The sequence below is a fragment of the uncultured Pseudokineococcus sp. genome (assembly GCF_947499845.1).
In the GTDB taxonomy this organism is placed as follows: domain Bacteria; phylum Actinomycetota; class Actinomycetes; order Actinomycetales; family Quadrisphaeraceae; genus Pseudokineococcus.
Genome location: NZ_CANMPM010000001.1, coordinates 153496 through 172185, shown reverse-complemented (window position 1 = coordinate 172185; position 18690 = coordinate 153496). Strand labels below are relative to the sequence as shown.

General features: G+C 78.4%; 18 protein-coding genes and 1 pseudogene. 7 read left to right on the top strand and 12 right to left on the bottom strand.

The genetic code is table 11. The annotated features are described in order from the left end of the window. Positions 1–64: 64 nt before the first annotated feature. The 12 genes and pseudogenes from Q0789_RS00815 to Q0789_RS00760 all read right to left on the bottom strand — a co-directional run bounded on the left by Q0789_RS00815 (position 65) and on the right by Q0789_RS00760 (position 12067). The gene (locus Q0789_RS00815; protein ID WP_298801303.1) at positions 65–568 is read right to left on the bottom strand and encodes a MarR family transcriptional regulator; all 504 of its coding nucleotides are present in this window, start codon (positions 566–568) and stop codon (positions 65–67) included. A 71-nt stretch (positions 569–639) separates the two neighbouring features. Then, positions 640–1632: a porphobilinogen synthase gene (gene hemB, locus Q0789_RS00810; protein ID WP_298801302.1), complete on the bottom strand. Its 993-nt coding sequence runs from the start codon at positions 1630–1632 to the stop codon at positions 640–642. 103 nt (positions 1633–1735) lie between these two features. Next, positions 1736–3337, bottom strand: coding sequence for a uroporphyrinogen-III synthase (locus Q0789_RS00805; RefSeq protein ID WP_366917590.1), 1602 nt, complete (start codon positions 3335–3337; stop codon positions 1736–1738). A gap of 572 nt (positions 3338–3909) precedes the next feature. Continuing rightward, positions 3910–4845 (bottom strand): annotated as a pseudogene (gene hemC, locus Q0789_RS00800) (hydroxymethylbilane synthase); the annotation flags it as partial. Next, complete coding sequence (locus tag Q0789_RS00795) at positions 4842–6368, bottom strand: glutamyl-tRNA reductase (RefSeq protein ID WP_298801299.1); 1527 nt, start codon at positions 6366–6368, stop codon at positions 4842–4844. The gene Q0789_RS00795 and the pseudogene hemC, both read right to left, overlap by 4 nt. Next, complete coding sequence (locus Q0789_RS00790; protein WP_363326070.1) at positions 6365–7081, bottom strand: redox-sensing transcriptional repressor Rex; 717 nt, start codon at positions 7079–7081, stop codon at positions 6365–6367. Before Q0789_RS00790 ends, Q0789_RS00795 begins: the two co-directional genes overlap by 4 nt. Before the next feature lie 277 nt (positions 7082–7358). After that, a complete protein-coding gene (locus tag Q0789_RS00785) occupies positions 7359–7742 on the bottom strand; it encodes a glutaredoxin family protein (RefSeq protein WP_298801297.1) in 384 nt (127 codons plus the stop codon). Further along, entirely contained in the window at positions 7739–8812 is a 1074-nt protein-coding gene (locus Q0789_RS00780) for a lysophospholipid acyltransferase family protein (RefSeq protein ID WP_298801296.1), read from the bottom strand. The genes Q0789_RS00785 and Q0789_RS00780 overlap by 4 nt, the downstream gene beginning before the upstream one ends. 136 nt (positions 8813–8948) lie before the next feature. Continuing rightward, positions 8949–10052, bottom strand: a complete 1104-nt coding sequence (locus Q0789_RS00775; protein WP_298801295.1) for an NAD-dependent epimerase/dehydratase family protein — start codon at positions 10050–10052, stop codon at positions 8949–8951. Positions 10053–10195: 143 nt separating this feature from the next. Beyond that, the gene (locus Q0789_RS00770) at positions 10196–10294 is read right to left on the bottom strand and encodes an AURKAIP1/COX24 domain-containing protein (protein WP_003792170.1); all 99 of its coding nucleotides are present in this window, start codon (positions 10292–10294) and stop codon (positions 10196–10198) included. 86 nt (positions 10295–10380) lie between these two features. Continuing rightward, positions 10381–10683, bottom strand: coding sequence for a helix-turn-helix domain-containing protein (locus Q0789_RS00765; RefSeq protein WP_298801294.1), 303 nt, complete (start codon positions 10681–10683; stop codon positions 10381–10383). 175 nt (positions 10684–10858) lie between these two features. Next, on the bottom strand, positions 10859–12067 hold the full coding sequence (locus Q0789_RS00760; protein WP_171203654.1) for an acetoin utilization protein AcuC: 1209 nt from the start codon (positions 12065–12067) through the stop codon (positions 10859–10861). 136 nt (positions 12068–12203) lie between these two features. Between Q0789_RS00760 and Q0789_RS00755 the strand changes: the two genes are divergently transcribed. The 7 genes from Q0789_RS00755 to Q0789_RS00725 all read left to right on the top strand — a co-directional run bounded on the left by Q0789_RS00755 (position 12204) and on the right by Q0789_RS00725 (position 18578). Then, on the top strand, positions 12204–13592 hold the full coding sequence (locus Q0789_RS00755; protein WP_366917589.1) for a potassium transporter TrkG: 1389 nt from the start codon (positions 12204–12206) through the stop codon (positions 13590–13592). Then, complete coding sequence (locus Q0789_RS00750; RefSeq protein ID WP_171203653.1) at positions 13585–14250, top strand: TrkA family potassium uptake protein; 666 nt, start codon at positions 13585–13587, stop codon at positions 14248–14250. The genes Q0789_RS00755 and Q0789_RS00750 overlap by 8 nt, the downstream gene beginning before the upstream one ends. Continuing rightward, positions 14247–14558, top strand: coding sequence for a hypothetical protein (locus Q0789_RS00745; RefSeq protein WP_298801292.1), 312 nt, complete (start codon positions 14247–14249; stop codon positions 14556–14558). The genes Q0789_RS00750 and Q0789_RS00745 overlap by 4 nt, the downstream gene beginning before the upstream one ends. Before the next feature lie 88 nt (positions 14559–14646). After that, complete coding sequence (locus Q0789_RS00740; RefSeq protein WP_298801291.1) at positions 14647–16116, top strand: phosphatase PAP2 family protein; 1470 nt, start codon at positions 14647–14649, stop codon at positions 16114–16116. A gap of 10 nt (positions 16117–16126) precedes the next feature. Continuing rightward, on the top strand, positions 16127–16600 hold the full coding sequence (locus Q0789_RS00735; RefSeq protein WP_298801290.1) for a hypothetical protein: 474 nt from the start codon (positions 16127–16129) through the stop codon (positions 16598–16600). Between the two features lie 196 nt (positions 16601–16796). After that, a complete protein-coding gene (locus Q0789_RS00730; RefSeq protein ID WP_298801289.1) occupies positions 16797–17066 on the top strand; it encodes a metal-sensitive transcriptional regulator in 270 nt (89 codons plus the stop codon). 120 nt (positions 17067–17186) lie between these two features. Continuing rightward, positions 17187–18578 carry an MBL fold metallo-hydrolase gene (locus tag Q0789_RS00725; RefSeq protein WP_366917588.1) on the top strand — a complete coding sequence of 464 codons (1392 nt, stop codon included), beginning with the start codon at positions 17187–17189 and terminating at the stop codon, positions 18576–18578. The last annotated feature ends 112 nt before the right edge of the window (positions 18579–18690 follow it).

Here is an 18690-nt window from a genome sequence, read left to right as displayed (position 1 = left end):
AGCCCGAGGGGGACGGCGGCGGCCCTCCGCGGCCGGGAGGAGCGACGGAGCAGCGCCGTCCGCCTCAGCCGCGGAGGTTCGCGGCGACCTTCTCGAGCGCGCTGCCCAGGGCGTCCACCTCGGCGGGCTCGAGGAGGTCGAAGAGCGCGGCCCGGACGCTCGCGACGTGCGCGGGCGCGTGCCGCTCGAGGGCCGCCCGCCCCTCGTCGGTGACGACGCACAGGACGCCGCGGCCGTCGTCGGGGCAGGCGCGCCGCTCGACGAGCCCGCGGGCCTCCATGCGCCCCACCGTGTGCGTGAGGCGGCTGCGGGAGTGCACGAGGGCGTGCGCGAGCTCGGACATCCGCAGGGAGCCGCCGGGCGTCTCCGAGAGGCGCACGAGGACCTCGTACTCCTGGAGCGGCACGTCCCCGTCGGCGTCGAGGACGGCGCCCAGGTGCTCCCAGAGCCGCTGCGTGCCCTCGAGGTAGCTGCGCCAGACCCGCTGCTCGTGCGCGTCGAGCCAGGGCGCGCCCCCGGGGCGGTCGTCCCGCGCCGGTCCCCCGTCGACGTCGGCAGGTGCAGACATGCCCGGACCCTACTGCGCGTGCACGCCCGCCACGGTCCGTCCGGCCCGTCGGCCACCCGGTCGGCGGCCGCTCAGCCCTCGCGCAGCCAGCGGGCCGCCTCGACGGCCCAGTAGGTGAGGACGGCGTCGGCGCCGGCGCGCTGCACCGACGCCAGCGTCTCGAGGATCGTCCGCTCCCGGTCCAGCCACCCGCGGGCGGCCGCGGCCTCGACCATCGCCAGCTCGCCGGAGACCTGGTAGGCCCACACCGGCACGTCGACCGCCTGCGCGACGTCGGACAGGACGTCGAGGTAGGGCAGCGCCGGCTTGACCATGACGACGTCGGCGCCCTCCTCGACGTCGAGACGGACCTCCCGCAGCGCCTCGCGGCGGTTGGCCGGGTCCTGCTGGTAGGCGCGCCGGTCCCCGACGAGCGTGGACTCGACGGCCTCGCGGAAGGGCCCGTAGAAGGCCGAGGCGTACTTCGCCGCGTAGGCGAGGAGCACGACGTCGTCGCGGCCCGCCTCGTCGAGGGCGGCGCGCACGACGCCGACCTGGCCGTCCATCATCCCCGAGAGTCCCAGCACGGTGGCCCCCGCCTCGGCCTGGGCCAGCGCCATGGAGGTGTAGCGGGCGAGCGTGGCGTCGTTGTCGACCGTCCCGGCGCGGGGCCCGTCGGGGACGAGGACGCCGCAGTGGCCGTGGTCGGTGAACTCGTCGAGGCACAGGTCGGCCATGACGACGGTCCGGTCCCCCACCGCCTCCGCGAGGTCGCGCAGCCCGAGGTTGAGGATCCCGTCGGGGTCGTCGGCGCCGCTGCCCCGCGCGTCCCGCTCGGCCGGGACGCCGAAGAGCATGAGACCGCCGACGCCCGCCTCGACGGCCTCGTGGGCGGCGTCGACGAGCGAGGCCCGCGAGTGCTGGACGACGCCGGGCAGGCTCGTCACCTCGCGCGGGGCGTCGAGGCCCTCCTTGACGAACATCGGCAGCACGAGCTGCGAGGGGTGCAGGCGCTGCTCGCGCACCAGCGCGCGCAGGGCGGGGGTGGCGCGCAGGCGGCGCGGGCGCTCGATCGGGAAGGGCACGGCGGGTCCTCTCGGGCGGGCCCGCCGACGCACGGCCGGGCGGGCCCTCGACGCGTCGGCCGGCCCTCCCCGCAGGGGCGGCCGGCCGACGGCGGTGGGTGGGTCAGCGCGCCCGTCGGCGCGCCGGGACGCGGCGCTCGCTCGGGCGCTGGAGCGGCTCGCCGGCCTCGGCGGCCGCCGCGGCGAGCGCCGCGCCGTGGTCGGCGAGCGCCGCCACGAGCGAGGCCGCGCTGGGCTCGGGGGCCAGCACGTCGACGCGCAGCCCGTGCTCGACGGCCGTCTGCGCCGTCGCCGGGCCGATGCACGCCACGACGGTGCTCGGGTTCGGCTTGCCGGCGATCCCGACGAGGTTGCGGACCGTGGAGGACGACGTGAAGACGACGGCGTCGAAGGCGCCGTTCTTGATGGCGTCCCGCACGTCGGCGGCCGGCGGCGCGGCCCGGACGGTGCGGTAGGCCGTGACGTCGTCCACCTCCCAGCCGAGCTCGGTGAGCCCCGCGACGAGGGTGTCCGTGGCGATGTCGGCGCGCGGGAGCAGGACCCTGTTGATCGGGTCCAGCACGTCGTCGTAGGCCGGCCAGTCGGCGAGCAGCCCCTTGGCGGACTCCTCGCCGGTGGGCACGAGGTCGGGCTCGATGCCCCAGTCGCGCAGGGCCTGCGCCGTCACGCCGCCGACCGCGGCCACCTTGAGCCCCGCGAAGGCGCGGGCGTCGAGCCCGTACTCGGCGAACTTCTCGCGGACGGCCCGCACCGCGTTGGCGGACGTGAAGCCGATCCACTCGTAGCGGCCGGTGACGAGGCCGGTGACGGCCTTCTCCATCTGGTGCGGGGTCCGCGGCGGCTCCACGGAGATCGTCGGGACGACCTCGCCGGTGGCGCCCGCCTCGGCGAGCAGGGCGCTCATGCCCCCCGCCTGCGCCTGCGTGCGCGGCACGAGCACCCGCCAGCCGAACAGCGGCCGGTTCTCGTACCAGGAGGTGCGCTCGCGCAGCGCGACGCCGGGGCCGGTGACGGCCACGAGCGGGCTCGGCCAGGCGTCCTCCCCGCTGCTCTCGAGGAGGCCGGGCAGCTCGGCGAGCGAGGCCGTGGCGGTGCGCTGGGACGTCGTCGTGCCGCCGGAGGTGACGGCGACGGGCGACGAGGCGCTGCGCCCCGCCGCGACGAGGGCCCGCGCGGCGGCCGCGAGGCCCTCGCGCCCGCCGAGGAGCACGACGGTCTCCTTGGCCGCGGCGAGGCCCGCCGCGTCCGGGGGCTCTGTCGTCGTGTCGACGACGTGCACCCGGTCGACGCCCGCCGTCGTGACGGGCACGCCCGCGTAGACGGGGACGGCGACGGCCGGTGAGACCCCGGGGACGACCTCGAAGGGCACCGACGCGCGGTGGCACGCCAGCAGCTCCTCCGCCAGCCCCTCGAACGTCGCCGCGTCGCCCGGCAGCACGCGCACGACGCGGCGCCCGGCCCGCGCGGCGCGCGTGATCAGCCGGGTGGTGGCCCGCGCCCGCGCCGACGGCGTCGGGTCGCTGGCCTCCTGGACCGCCCGGGCGTCGAGCACCTCGGCGCCGCCGGGCGAGAGCCGGCCGACGAGCGCGGCGCCGACCGGGCCGTCGACGACGACGACCTCGGCCCGGTCGACCAGCTCGGCGGCGCGGACGGTGAGGAGCCCCGGGTCGCCCGGGCCGGCGCCCACGAAGGACACCGAGCCCAGGGGTGCGGCGGGGCGGCGGCGGGAGCCCGCGCCGGCGGCGGGGGCCTCCCCCGCGCGGGGGGAGGCCGGGCACGCGTCGGGCAGGCCGGCGTCGGGAAGGGCGCCGTCGGGAAGGGCGCCGTCGGGAAGAGCGCTGTCGGGCAGGGCCGTGCCGTCGACGGGAGCGGTGGTGTCCACCCCGCCCGCGGCGGGGCGCTCGTCGAGCTGGAGGTCGGTGCGCGCGGTCACGCTTCACTCTCCTGGGAGCTGGCCGGCCGCCGGTGGGCGGACGGACCGGTCGATGCGGTCACGGGGGACGTCCGGACGTCCTCGGACGGCTGCGCCCCGGGCGTGGGCCCCGCGCCGTGCGCGGGACGGTCCGAGGACGGGGAGCCGGCGGGGGGCAGGGCCGGGGACGGCGCCGGGGTCGACGCGGTGGGATCCGGGAGGTCGTCGGGCAGGGGGCTCGACGGGGAGCCCGTGGACGGGGTCGAGGAGGAGGACGCGGCGCCCGGCCCGGTGGGGTCGGCGCCGGGCAGGGGCAGCTGCTCGTCGCGCGCGCCCGCGCCGGGGGCGGCGGGGCCGACGTCCGCGAGGTCGGCCGCCCCCTGCGCCAGGAGGTCGGCCGCGAGGCGGCGCCCCAGGCCGACGGGGTCGGCGTCGTCGCCGCGGGCGGAGCAGCGCAGCACCCGCGAGCCGTCGTGCGAGGCCGCGACGGCGGTCAGCACCATCTCGCCCCCGCCCTCGCCGCCGTCGGTCCGCGCGAGCGCCCCGACGGGGGCGCTGCACCCGGCCTCGAGGGCGCCGAGGAGGGCGCGCTCGGCCGTGGTGGCCGACCGGGCCAGCGGGTCGTCGAGCGCCGCGCAGGCCAGCGCCGTCGCCTCGTCGTCGGCGCGGCACTCGAGCGCGAGCGCCCCCTGCGCGGGGGCGGGCAGCACCTGCTCGACGTCGAGGACGTCGGTGACCTCGCCGGAGCGGCCCAGGCGGGCGAGCCCGGCCGCCGCGAGCACGACGGCGTCGAGGCGCCCGGAGGTGACCATGCCGACGCGGGTGTCCACGTTGCCGCGGACGTCGACGACGTCGAGCCCGAGCCCGAGGGCCCGCAGCTGCGCGGCCCGGCGCGGCGACCCGGTGCCCACCCGCGCGCCGGGCGGGAGGTCGGCGAGACCCGCTCCCCCGGCGGCCACGAGGACGTCGCGCGGGTCCTCGCGCGGGGGGACCGCCGCGAGGACGAGCCCGTCGGCGGGGGCGGTGGGCAGGTCCTTCATCGAGTGCACGGCGAGGTCGACGCGGCCCTCGAGCAGGGCCTCGCGCAGGGCGGTGACGAACACGCCGGTGCCGCCGATCTGCCGCAGCGGGGCGCGGTCGACGTCGCCGCGGGTGGTGACCTCGACGAGGACGACCTCGCGCCCGCTCGTCTCCCGCAGCCGCTCGGCGACCATCTCGGACTGAGCACGCGCCAGGGCGCTGCGGCGGGTCCCCAGGCGCAGCGGGGTCGCGCCGACGGCCGGCGCCGCGACGGCGCTCACCGCGGGCCCCCGTCGTCGTGGCCCGCCGCGGGGTCCGGGAGGGGGCCCGGGAGAGGGCCCGGGAGGGGGCTCGGCACGGCCCGGGGCGCGCCCGCGAGCAGCGCGCGCAGGGCGTCCGCCCCCGCGCGCTCGGGCGCCGCCTCGGCGCGCGCCTCGGGGACAGCGCGCAGCGCCTGCGCCGCGGCGCCGGGCTCGCGGGTGCCGGCGGCGTCGAGGTCGAAGAGCTCGCGCACCGCCTCGACGTAGGCGGGACCGCTCGAGGCGTCGGCCGCCAGGTGCTTCATGCGGACGGTCGGCGTGTGGAGGAGCGTGGAGACGACGCGGTGGAGGGTCTGGGCCACCTCGGCCCCCACGCGCTCGTCCATCGCCGGGCCGAGGCGGTGGCGCAGCCGCGCGAGCTCGGCGTCCGCGACCTCTCGGGCCTGGGTGCGCAGGGCCACCACGGTGGGGGCCACGGCGGCGGCGCGCCGCTCGGCGAGGTAGGACGACGCCTCCTCCGCGACGATGGCCCGCGCGTCGCGCAGGTCGGCGGCGACGCCGGTGCCCGCGCCGTCGGCCTCGGCGGCCAGCTGGGCGCCGAGCTCGGCGAGGCCGAGGACGACGACGCCGGGCAGGCGGCCCACCTCGGGCGCCACGTCGCGGGGCAGGGCCAGGTCGACGACGAGCTGGGGCGCGGCGGCGCCGGAGCAGCCCGGGGCGCCGCCGCCGCGGACGGCGCGCGCGGCGCCGACGGTCGCGGCGTCGACGACGTGCCCGACGGCGCCGGTGCAGGACAGCACGACGTCGGCCTCGGCGAGGGCGCGCTCGAGGGCGCCCTCCTCGCCGAGCGCGCCCCAGCTCCCGCCGACCGCCTCGGCGAGGCGCTGGGCGCGCGCCCGCGTGCGGTTGAGCACGGTGATGTCGCGGGCGCCGAGCCGGTGGGCGGTCGTCGCCGCGAGCGCGCTCATCGCGCCGGCGCCGACGACGAGCACGCGCGCGCCGGCCAGCGGCCCGACGACCTCGTCGGCGTGCGCGAGGCCCGCCTCCACGAGGGAGTGCCCGGCGTGGTCGAGGCCCGTCTCGGAGTGGGCGCGCTTGCCGACCCGCAGGGCGCGCTGCAGCAGCCCGTCGAGGGCGGTGCCGACGCTGCCGTCCTCCTGGCCGCGGCGCAGCGCCGAGCGCACCTGCCCGAGCACCTGCGACTCCCCCACGGCCATGGAGTCGAGGCCGCAGACGACGGTGAAGAGGTGCTCGACGGCCCGGTCCGCGTAGTGCACGTAGAGGTGGTCGGTGAGCTCGACGAGCGGCACGCCGGTGGCCTCGACGAGCGCCGCGCCCACCTGGGCGAGCCCGCCGTGGAAGGTGGCGACCTCGCTGTAGACCTCGAGCCGGTTGCACGTCGAGAGCACGACGGCCTCAGCGACGTCGTCCGCCCCGCACGCGCGGACGGCGAGGGCGCGGGCGGCGCTGCCGTCGAGGGTCGCGCGCTCGAGGACGGCGAGGGGTGCGGTGCGGTGGGACAGGCCCACGACGAGGGCGGTCACCGGGCCGCCCCCACCCGGCGGCGCGCGGGCCGGGCGACGGCGCGCGCGCCCCCGCCCGACGGCGCGGCGGCGCGGACGGCGTCGGCCGCCTTGCGCTGCTCGTGGAACGCCAGGATCTGCAGCTCGCTGGCCAGGTCGACCTTGCGCACGTCCACTCCCTCGGGCACCGACAGCACGGCCGGCGCGAACGTCAGGACCCCGGTCACGCCGGCGGCGACGAGCTCGTCGCAGGCGCCCTGGGCGGCGGCCGCCGGAGTGGCGAGGACGCCGATGACGACCCCCTCGGCTCGCACCACCGCGGCGAGCTCGGACATCGGGCGGACCACGAGGCCCGCCACCTCGCGGCCGACGACGGCGGGGTCGGCGTCGAAGAGGGCCGCCACGCCCATGCCGCGCTCGGCGAAGCCGCCGTAGCTGGCGAGCGCCCGCCCGAGGTTGCCGAGGCCCACGATGACGACGCGCCACGCCTGGGTCAGGCCGAGCTCGCGCGAGATGTGCGCCACGAGCGGGCTGACCTCGTAGCCGACGCCGCGGACGCCGTAGGAGCCCAGGTGGCTGAGGTCCTTGCGCAGCTTCGCCGACCCGACGCCCGCCGCGGCCGCGAGCTCCTCGGAGGAGACGGTGGGGACGCCGCGCTCGACGAGGGCCGTGAGCACCCGGAGGTAGACGGGCAGCCGGCCGACGGTCGCCTCGGGGATGCCGCGCTCGGAGATGAGCCGCTCGGCCGCGGGGCCCGGGTCGCCGGCCGGCCCGGTCGCCACGAGCGGGTCGCCCACCGGGCGCGCGGAGCCTGAGGCGCGCTCGGGCGCGTGGCCCGGGGGGCGCCCGGTGTCGTGTCGGGAGGTGCTCACGGCGTCAGCCGGCTCCTTCGCGTGCGACGGCGGTGGGTGCGCGCGCGGGGGCCAGGGCGCTGCGAACAGACCCCAGCGTAGGCGCTTGTGAAGGCGCGCACAAAGTCGAGCGGCCCGCCCCCGCGGCCGGCGCGGGCCCTCAGGCGGGCGGTCGGCGCAGGGCCGCCTCGAGGCGCGCCGCGTCCACGTGGTAGACGGCGTGCTGGACGCCGTCGACGACGACGACCGGGACGAGCTCGCCGTAGCGCTCGGCGAGGGCGCCGGGGCGCCCGCCGGGCTCGTCGGCCGGGTCGGGCGCGTCGACGTCGACCTCCCGCACGCCGGCGCCGACGCGGTCGGCGACGACCGTGACGACGGCGCGGGCGTCCGCGCACAGGTGGCAGCCGGCCCGTCCGTAGAGGACGACCCGCTCCTCGCCGGGGCCGGGCGCACCGGGGCCGGTCGGGGCCTCCTCGCGGGCGCCGCGCCCGCCGAGGGCGCGCAGGAGCCCTCGCGCCCTCCCCCGTGACACCCGCCGGCTCACCGCCACACCGACCGCCGGTGCAGCAGGAGCTCGTGGAGGCTCGCCTGGATGGTCTCGCGCACCTGGTCGGCGAGGTCGAGGACGGCGGCGGGGTCGTCGGCCGTGGCGGGCGGCGCGAGGTCGGTCCGCACGGGCTCGCCGAGCTCGACGACCCAGCGGCTCGGCAGCGGCACGAGACCGAGGGGCCCGAGCAGGGGGAAGAAGGGCGTCACCGGCACGTAGGGCAGGCCGAGGAGGCGGGCGAGCGGGGCGACGTCGCCGATCTTGGGGTAGACCTCCTCGGCGCCGACGATGGCGCACGGCACGATCGGCACGCCGGCGCGCAGGGCCGAGGCCACGAAGCCCCCGCGGCCGAAGCGCTGCAGGCGGTAGCGGTCGCGGAAGTGCTTGCCGACGCCCTTGTAGCCCTCGGGCCAGACCCCGACGAGCTCGCCGGCCCGCAGGAGCCGCTCGGCGTCGTCGGGCGAGGCCAGCGTGATGCCGGCGCGGCGCGCCAGGTCGCCGAGCACGGGCGCGGCGAGCACGAGGTCGGCGGCGAGGACGCGCAGGTGGCGCCCGCCCGGGGCGTCGTCGTGGACGGCGACCATCGTCATGAGGGCGTCGATGCCCACCGTCCCGGAGTGATTGGCCACGAGGAGGGCGCCGCCCCGCCGCGGCAGGTGCTCGGCGCCGCGCAGCTCGACCCGGAACCACCGCCGGTGCAGCGGGCGGAGGAGGTCGAGGAGGACGGCCTCGGTGAGCTCGCGGTCGAAGCCGAGCTCGTCGACCTCGTAGTCCCCGGTGACGCGGCGCGCGAGGACGTCGGTGGCGCGGCGGGCCCGCCGGCCGAGGTCGGCCGCGGGGCCCCGTGCCGCGCGGGCGGCGTCCCGGGCGGCTCGCGCCGCAGCCCGGGCGGCGGCGAGGGCGGCGTCCCGGGCGGGCGACGCCGCCTCGGCGCGGTCCTCGCCCGTCGCGGCACCCCCTTCGCCAGAGCCCCCCGGCGCGGGCCCGGCAGTGGACTCGGGAGGGCGCCCGGGCCGGCGCAGCGGCACGACGACGCCGACCTCCCGCGCCGCTCCCCCGCCGCTCACGTCCGCCTCCGCACCGCTCGCCCGCCCTGCCGCCCGCCCGACCTGCTCCCCGCCGGACCGGTCACGCCGTCGCCCGCCCGGTCCAGTGTGCCGCCGGTCGCGGTGCACCGGGAGGCCCGCTGCTCACCACCGGCGCTCACGGCGCCACGAGGCCGCGCAGCTGCTGCCACGCCCCGGCCGCCGTCCCCGCGACGGCGCGGCGCACGTCGGGCGAGAGCGGACCGACGAGGCCGCGGCCGCGCGCCAGGTCCTCGACGGCGGCCCGGCTCGACCACCGCGGCTCGAGGCCGAGCTCCTCGCGCATGCGGCGCAGGTCGACCACGCGGCCGGAGCGCAGGACGCGGTCGGCGTCGCCCCACGGCGCCGCGACGGCACGGCCGACGAGGGCCCGCGCGCTGGCCCCGAGGGCGGCCGCCGGCACGGGCAGCAGCGGGCGCCCGCAGAGGGCGGCCGCCTGCGAGAGGGCGAGCACCCCGTCGCCCGCCACGTTGACGACCCCCTCGGCGCGGCCCCGGGCGGCGAGCAGCAGCGCGGCGACGGCGTCGTCGGCGTGCAGCACCTGCAGGCGCGGGTCGTGGCCCCACAGGCAGGGCACAGCGGGCAGCTCGAGCCAGTCGCCGAGGGGCGTGCGCAGCCCGGGACCGACGACCTCGGCGAGGCGCAGGACGAGCGTGGCGACGTCCTCCCGGCGGCGGGCGAGCGCCCGCACGGCGGCCTCGGCCTCGGCGGCGGCCCGCTCGGCCCCGCCGGCGGGCGTCGCCAGCTCCGAGCCCTCGGTGCGGACCGACGGCGCCCGCGGGCTGGCGCCGTAGACCCCCGTCGAGCTGGCGAGCACGAGCCGCCGGACGGCCGGGCAGCGCTGCACGGCGGAGGCGACGTCGAGCGACGCCGGCGGCCCGGCGTCGCGCCCCGGTCGGGCCCCGGCGAGGGGCCCGCCCGGCAGGAGGGTGCCGTCGACGACGACCCGCACGCCCTCGGCCGCGAGCACGCGCGCCAGCGAGGGGCCGCGCAGGTCGACCCGCACCCGGCGCGCGGCGCCGAGGTCCTCGGCGGGCGTGCGCGGGTCCAGGGCCAGCACGAGCGGCGGCTCCGGGCGTCCGCCGTCGCCCACCCCCTCCTCGGCCCCCTCCTCGCCCGCGGCCAGACGGCGGGCGAGCGCGGCGGCCAGCGGGTGGGCCGCGCCGACGACGGCGACGACGTCGCGGCCCGGTGCCGGCACCGCGCCGGGGCCGTCCGTCACGGCGGCGTCCCGTGCGGCAGGTCGCCCCGGGACGCACGACGCCCGCCACCGCGGGGCGGGGCGGGCGTCGCGGGGCGGTCGGTGCCGGCGCGGGGCGCACGGGACCGGCCGCCGGTGCTCATGTGCTCAGCGGTCCTGCTGGGTCACTTCTTGTTGCGGCGCTGGTGGCGCGTCTTGCGGAGGAGCTTGCGGTGCTTCTTCTTCGCCATCCGCTTGCGGCGCTTCTTGATGACCGAACCCATGGGGCCTGCCTGTCGTCTCGGGTGCTGCGACCGCGTCCGGTGCGAGCCGACGTGGTCCTGGTCCGGGGGTGAGCCTACCGGGGCGCTCAGGCGCCGTCGGCTCGCCGCTGCTCGGCGGCCGCGGGAGGCGCGGTGCGCGCCGCGGCGAGGAAGGCCGACGCGGCGCCCTCGGGCACCCGGTAGGAGCGCCCGACGCGCACGGCGGGCAGCTCGCCGGAGTGCACGAGGCGGTAGACGGTCATGCGCGAGACGCGCAGCGCCTCGGCGACCTCGGCGACCGTGAGCAGGCGCCCGTCGGTGAGCCCGCCGCCCGCGGCGCCCGCACCGGACCCGCCGCTCCCGGCGTCCCCGCCGGCCGCGTCCGCCGCTGCTCGCCCGTCCGTCGGCACGCCGGCCCCCTCGTCGTGGTGGCGGCCCAGCGGCCGCCGCGTCGGGCGCTGCGGCCCCTCGGGGCAGACCCTAGGGGAACCAGGGCCCCCGCGTCCCTGCCCTCGCCCGGCCGGACCACCGGTCCCCCGGGGCCCGGTCCCAGTCGAACCACTGGTCTCAGTCGAAGCAGGGGTCTCAGTCGAACCAGGGGTCGAGGCCCTGCGCGGGGAAGACGGCGCTGCGGGTGGCGAGCACGGCGCGGTCGACGGCGTCCTCGGGGTCGTGGCCGCTGGACCAGGGGCGGTACCAGGGCGGGCGGTCGCCCTCCGGCTCTCCGGGCCCGGCGTCGCCCATGAGCAGCGGCGCCTCGCGGCGGTAGGTGCGGCGCACGTGGTCGCGCCACGGCTCGGGCACCGGCGTCGACGGTCGGATGGGCGCGTGCGCCGCGACGGCGACGACGTGGGACCAGGTGCGCGGGACGACGTCGACGACGGCGTACCCGCCGCCGCCCGTGGCGAGCCACCGGCCGTCGCAGACCTCGTGCGCCAGCTCGTGGAGGCTGTCCGCGGCGGCGCGCTGGGCGTCGACGGAGACGGCGAGGTCGGCCAGCGGGTCGAGCTGGTGGCTGTCGCAGCCGTGCTGGGTGACGAGGACGTCTGGCTCGAAGGCCCGCACGAGGGGGTGCGCCACGGCGTGCAGCGCCCGCAGCCAGGCGGCGTCTCGCGTGCCGGGCGGCAGCGCGACGTTGGCGGCGGAGCCCTCGGCGCCCGGCCCGCCGACCTCGTCGGGGAAGCCGGTGCCGGGGAAGAGGGTCCGGCCGCTCTGGTGGAGGGAGACGGTGAGGACGCGCGGGTCGTCCCAGAAGGCGGCCTGGACGCCGTCGCCGTGGTGGACGTCCACGTCGACGTAGGCGACCCGCCGGGCGCCGGCGTCGAGCAGGCGGCGGATCGCGGCGGCGACGTCGTTGTAGACGCAGAAGCCGCTGGCGCGCCCGGCCATGGCGTGGTGGAGGCCGCCGGTGAAGTTGACGGCGTGGGCGGCGTCGCCGCGCCAGACCTCCTCGGCGCACTCGACGCTGGCCGCGAGGATGCGCGCGCTCGCCTCGTGCATGCCGGCGAAGGCCGGGTCGTCCTCGGTGCCGAGGCCGCGCTCGACGTCGACGCGCCGGGGGTCCTCCGAGACGCGGCGGACGGCCTCGACGTACTCGGGCAGGTGGACGGTGTGCAGGAGGGCGTCGTCGGCGACGCCGGAGCCGCGCACGTCGAGGCCCGGGCGGTCGAGGACGCCGAGCTCGCGCAGGAGACGCACCGTCAGCTCAAGGCGCATCGGGCTCATCGGGTGGTCCGGGCCGAAGTCGTACGCCGTGAAGACCGGGTCCCACACGACCCGGGTGCTGCTGGTCATGCCGCGACGCTAGCGTCCCCCCTGCGCCGCCCGGTCGGGCGCGCAGGCCGGCGCCCCCGCCGGGCCGCCCCGCCGGGGGGCGCCGGGGCCCGGCGGACCGGGAGCCGTACCCGGTCCGGGAGGGCGCGCGGTGGACCTGGAGACGCCCCCGCGCACGCGGGGAGCCGTCCGCGGCGGCCTCGCCGGCTTCGTCCGCCGCTCCCCCGCCCGGCTCGCCGTCCTGGCCTTCGTGTCGGTGATCGGCGTCTTCACGGCGCTCCTCAGCCTGCCGGGGGCCACGAGCTCGGGCGAGAGGGCGCCGTTCGCCGACGCCCTCTTCACCGCCGTCTCCGCGGTGTGCGTGACGGGCCTCGTGACGGTGGACACGGCGACCTACTGGTCCGACCTCGGCGAGGCGATCATCCTCGCGGGCATCGCCGTGGGCGGCTTCGGCGTGCTCGTCCTCGCGAGCCTCCTCGGCCTGCTCGTGTCCCGGCGGCTCGGGCTGTCCCAGCGCCTGCTCGCCCAGAACGAGACGAAGGCGCTGCGGCTCGGCGAGGTGGGCCTGCTGGTCCGCACCGTCATCCTCGCGTCGGTGGCCGTCGAGGTGGTCATCGCCCTCGTCCTGCTGCCCCGCTTTCTCGTCGCGGGCGAGTCGCTGCCCGCCGCGGCCTGGCACGCCCTCTTCTACGGCGTCTCGTCCTTCAACAACGCCGGCTTCGTCTCGCACGCCGGCGGCCTGCCCGCGCTGGACGGGACCTCTCCCGCCGGCGACTGGTGGCTCTGCCTGCCGATCATGGTCGGCGTCGTCCTCGGCAGCCTCGGCTTTCCCGTCCTCCTCGTGCTGCGCGACCGCTGGCGCCACCCGCGCCGGTGGGGCCTGCACGCGCAGATGACCGTGGCCGGCACGGCCGTGCTGCTCGTCGTCGGAGCCGTGCTCATCGGGGCGATGGAGTGGGGCAACGCGCGCACGCTCGGCGCCCTGCCGTGGCCCGACCGCCTCCTCGCCACGGGCTTCGCGTCGGTGATGCCGCGCTCGGGCGGCTTCTCGACGCTCGACCTCACGGAGATGTCGACGGCGACCTGGCTCGTGCAGGACGCGCTCATGTTCGTCGGCGGCGGCAGCGCGTCGACGGCCGGCGGCATCCGCGTGACCACGCTGCTCGTCCTCGTCTTGGCCGTCGTCGCCGAGGCCCGCGGGGACCGCGACGCCGAGGTGTTCGGGCGCCGCGTGCCGCAGGCCTCGTTGCGCCTCGCCGTCGCCGTCGGGCTCGTCGGCACCTCGACCGTCCTCGTCGGCACGGTGGCGATGCTCGCCATCACCGGTGACAGCCTCGACGTCGTGCTCTTCGAGGTGGTCTCGGCGTTCGCGACCGTCGGGCTGTCCGTCGGCGGCACCGCCGACCTGCCCGACGCCGGCAAGTACGTCCTCTCGGCGCTCATGGTCGTCGGGCGCACGGGCACCATGACCCTGGCCGCCGCCCTCGCCCTGCGCGAGAGCGGCCGGCTGTTCCGTCTCCCGGAGGAGAGGCCCATCGTTGGCTGACAGGACACGCGACGACGCCGTGCTCGTCATCGGGCTCGGCCGCTTCGGCAGCGCCATGGCCGCGGGCCTGGACCGCATGGGCCACGACGTGCTCGCCGTCGAGCGCGACCCCGAGCTCGTGCAGGAGTGGTCCGGCCGCCTCACGCACGTCGTCGAGGCCGACGCGACCAACGGCGACGCCCTCGCCCAGCTCGGCGCCCAGGACTTCCGCGTCGCGGTCGTCGGCATCGGCACCTCGCTCGAGGCGAGCGTGCTCACGACGTCGACCCTCGTGGACATGGGTGTGCCGCAGATCTGGGCGAAGGCCATCACGCCCTCCCACGGGCGGATCCTCACGCGCCTGGGCGCCCACCACGTCGTCTACCCGGAGGCGGACGCCGGCGAGCGCGTCGCCCACCTCGTCGGCGGGCGGCTGCTGGACTTCATCGAGTTCGACGACGGCTTCGCCATCGTCAAGATGCGCCCGCCGCGCGAGTGCCAGGGCTTCACCCTCGGGCAGAGCAAGGTGCGCGAGAAGTACGGCGTCACCGTCGTCGGCGTGAAGAGCCCCGGCGAGGACTTCCACTACGCCCAGCCCGACACGCGGGTGCGCGAGCGCGACCTCCTCATCGTCTCGGGGCGCACGAGCCTCATCGAGAAGTTCGCGGGGCGGCCGTGAGCGAGGGCGCCCCTGACCGGGCGACCGACCGGGCGACCGAGCGCGAGCTCGGCTACATCGCCATGCGCCTGCACGTGCTCGAGGCGCTCGCCCTCGCGGTCGAGCGGCGCGCCGAGCTCGTCGACCTCGTGGCCGACGCCCCCGACGTGGCCGCGGCCGCCGCCGCGCTGGGCGCGTGGGGGCTGGACGACGCCCAGGCGCGCGCGGTGCTCGACCTCCAGGTCCGCCGCCTCGCCGGGCGCGAGCGCGAGCGGCTGGACGCCGAGCGCGAGCGGCTGGTGACGCGGCGCGCCGAGCTGGGCGGCTGAGACCCGCCGTCCTCGCCCCGCGTCGCCGTCGGCGCTCCCGGGCCGCTGCGCCGTTGCACCCACTGGCCGGGTCCGGTACCGAGGGAGCATGGCCCCCTCCGCCGTCGGCGGTCGACCGGCCGGCGCCAGCAGCACGGCGGGCGCCGGCCGCTTCGGCGTCCGGGCGCTCCTCAGCGGGGCGGCGCTGCTCCTGGGGGCCGTGCCGTTCCTCCTGCTGTGGCTCCTGGTCCAGCGCTCCTGGTCCCCGCTGGCGGCCCTGGACGGCGACGTCGCCGCGGACCTCAACGCCGCCGTCAGCGGGTCCCCCGCCGCGGTGGCGGCGCTGCGTGCGGTCACCAGACTCGGTGACACCGGCACGGTCGTCCTCGCCCTCGTCCTGGCGACGGTCTTCCTGCTGGTCCGGCAGCAGCGGCGGCTCGCCGTCTTCACCGCGACCACCGGCCTCGGCCTGACCGTGCTCGTCCCGCTGACCAAGGCGGTCGTCGACCGGGCGCGACCGGTCGTGGACTCCCCCGTGGTCCAGACCCCGTCGAACGCCAGCTTCCCCAGCGGGCACGCCATGGGCTCGCTCGTCACCGCCACGGTCCTGCTCGTCCTGGTCCTGCCCGCAGCGCGCCGTCGCCTGCGGCCGTGGCTGGTGGCGGCCACCGCGCTCGTCGTCGTGGCCGTCGGGGCCTCGCGCCTGGCGCTCGGCGTGCACTACGTCTCCGACGTGCTCGCCGGCTGGGCGCTCGGGGCGTCGTGGGTGGCCCTGACGGCAGCGGCCTTCCGCGGCTGGCAGCACGACCGCGGCGTCGCGGCGCAGGAGCCGCTCGACCCGCTGGCCGTGGCACCGGACCGGGCCCCGCGCGCAGCCCCGAGCGGCGAACCGGTGCTGCCGCAGGGGCGCGCGACGGCGCTGCGCCTGCTCGGCGCCGCGGTCGCGCTGGCGGCCGCGCTCTCCGCCACCGGGCTGCTCGTCACCGGGGCGCTCGGCGGGACCTGGCTCGGCCGGCTCGACCGCAGCGCCACCGCCTGGGCGCTCGAGGCCCGCAGCCCCGCCCTGACGGCGGCGGCGGACGCGGTCGGCCGCCTCTCGGGCACCCCCGCGGTGGTCGGGCTCGGGCTGTCGCTCGCCGTCCTCGCCCTCGCCGTCACGCGCTCCTGGCGGCCGGTCGCCTTCGTCGTGCTCGCCCTCGGCGGGGAGGTGCTCCTCTACCTCCTCACCTCGCAGCTGGTGGGCCGGGCCCGCCCGGAGGTGCCCGACCTCACCACCGGGCTGCCCGTGGCGGCGGCCTGGCCCTCCGGTCACGCCGCGGCCGCGGCCGCCCTCTACGGGGCCGTCGCCGCGGTCCACCGGGCCTACGGGCGCGGCCGCGGTCGGTGGCTCGTCCTCGTCCTCCCCCTCGTGCTCGCGCCCGCGGTCGGCGCCTCCCGCGTCTACGTGGCGGCGCACCACCTCACCGACGTCCTCGCCGGGCTGGCGCTCGGGGGCCTGTGGGTGCTGGCGTGCGCGCTCGTCCTGCTGCCCCGGGCCCACGGGCGGCGGCTCGGAGGGAGCGGCCAGGCCGCTCCGTAGCCTGGCGCCGGTGGAGCGGGTGCTGGTCCTCGGCCGCGGCGGAGCCGGGAAGTCGACCCTGGCGCGAGCCCTGGGCGAGACCACCGGGCTGCCGGTCGTCGAGCTCGACCAGCACTTCTGGGTCGACGGCGCTCGGCCGCTGAACGCCGCCGAGTGGACCTCCGTGCAGGAGCGCCTGGCCGGGCGCGAGCGGTGGGTCATGGACGGCGACCTCGGGCCCCACGACGCACCGGCGCCCCGGCTGCGCCGAGCCGACACGGTCGTCGCCCTCGACCTGCCCCTGGCCCTCTGCGCCTGGCGCGCCCTGCGGCGGTCCCACGAGCGGGTCGGCTTCTGGTGGTGGGTCATCACCTGGCGACGGCGCAGCCGGCCCCGGGTGCTGGAGGCCGTCGCCGCCCACGCACCTCGCGCGCACGTGCACCGGCTGCGCAGCCGGGCGCAGGTGCGCCGCTTCCTCGCGGCCGTCCCGCCCGACGCCCGCTGACGAGCCGACCGACCCGTTGTCCTCGGAGGTCACGGCGATCCCGTGGCGCTCGGTGACCTCGGGCCCGCTCCTGCTCCGACCGGGGCAGCCACCGAGGTCCACGACACGTGCGCGCCGGTGGCGCGGGAACATCCGGCTACGCTGCTCGTTGTACCCCCCGGGGTATCCAGACCTCAGCACCGCGGAGGAGACGACCATGGACGTGGACACCAGCCAGCTGACCGACGTGCTGGCGCGCCTGAAGAGGGCGCAGGGCCAGATCGGCGGCATCGTGCGGATGATCGAGGAGGGCCGCGACTGCGCCGACGTCGTCACCCAGCTCGCCGCGGTCTCCCGCGCCCTCGACCGGGCCGGCTTCAAGGTCATCGCCACGGGCATGCGCCAGTGCATGGTCGCCGAGCGGGACGGCACCGAGCGCCCCCTCAGCGACGCCGAGCTGGAGAAGCTCTTCCTCTCCCTCGCCTGACCCGCCGGCCGCCTGCCACGGGCACCGGTCCGGGGCGGGCGGCCCAGCCGCAGCAGGCACCACCGACCGCACCGCAGTGTCGACACCGCATACCCTACGGGGTAGGGAAGGACCGTCATGATCGACGTCGTCACCATCGAGACCACGAGCCTCGGCGACCGCAGCTACCTGGCCACCGACGGCACCACCGCCGTCGTCGTCGACCCGCAGCGCGACGTCGACCGGGTCCTCGACCTCGTCGAGCGCCTCGGCGTGCAGGTCTCCCTCGTGCTCGAGACCCACGTCCACAACGACTACGTCACCGGCGGGCTCGAGCTCGCGCGCACCACCGGCGCCCGCTACGTGCTGCCCGCCGGCAGCCACGTCGAGTTCGACCACACCCCGGCCGACGACGGCGACGTCCTGCGGGCCGGCGCCCTCGCCGTCCGGGCGATCCGCACGCCCGGGCACACCCACCACCACACCTCCTACGCCCTGCTGGGCGCCGAGGACGCCGTCGAGGCCGTCTTCACGGGCGGCTCCCTGCTCTTCGGCTCGACCGGTCGCACCGACCTCGTCTCCCCCGAGGACACCGTCGGGCTGACCCACGACCAGTACCGCTCCGCGCGGCGCCTGGCCGAGGAGCTGCCCGCCGATACGGCCGTCTACCCCACCCACGGCTTCGGCAGCTTCTGCTCGGCCACCCCCACCACGGGGGACTCCTCCACCATCGGCGAGCAGGCCGCCACCAACCCGGCGCTGACGCAGGCCGAGGACGACTACGTCCGCGCGCTGCTCGACGGCCTCAGCGCCTACCCCGCCTACTACGCGCACATGGGCCCGGCCAACCGCCGCGGGCCCGCACCGGTCGACCTGTCGATGCCCGTCCCCGTCGAGCCCGACGAGGTCCGCCGGCGCATCACCGACGGCCAGTGGGTCGTCGACCTGCGCGCCCGGACCGCCTTCGCCGCCGGACACCTGGCCGGCTCCTACGGCTTCGAGCTGTCCGGCAGCTTCGTGACCTACCTCGGGTGGCTCTACCACTACGGCACCCCGCTGACCCTCATCGGCGAGACCGAGGACCAGGTCCTGGCCGCCCGCCGCGAGCTGGTGCGCATCGGCGTCGACCACCTCGCCGGCGCCGTCACCGGCGACATCGAGACCGTCGCCGGCGGGTCCGTCGCCGACGGGGCGCTGCGCTCCTACCGGGTCAGCGACTTCGCCGGCCTCGCCCGACGCCTCGCCGACGCCGAGGGCAGCGGCGCTCCGCTGACGGTGCTCGACGCCCGTCGTCGCGACGAGCGCGCCGGCGGCGGGGTCCGCGGCTCCGTGCACCTCCCCCTCCACGAGCTCGCCGACCGGATCGAGGAGGTCCCGGGCGGCGAGGTGTGGGTCTACTGCGGCTCGGGGTACCGCGCCTCGGTCGCCGCCTCGGTGCTGGACCGCCCCGGCCGCGACGTCGTCCTCGTCGACGACGCCTTCTCCGCCGCGGCCGACGCCGGCCTCGTAGTCGACCACCCCGACGCGGCCTGACGACGCGAGGGCCTCGGACCGCGGGCTCCGACCCGCCCACCGCAGGGCCCGTCACGTCCCCTCGCCCGGCCGGAGCCGGCGCAGCGGCCGCACCGGCCGCTGCGCCGGGCGG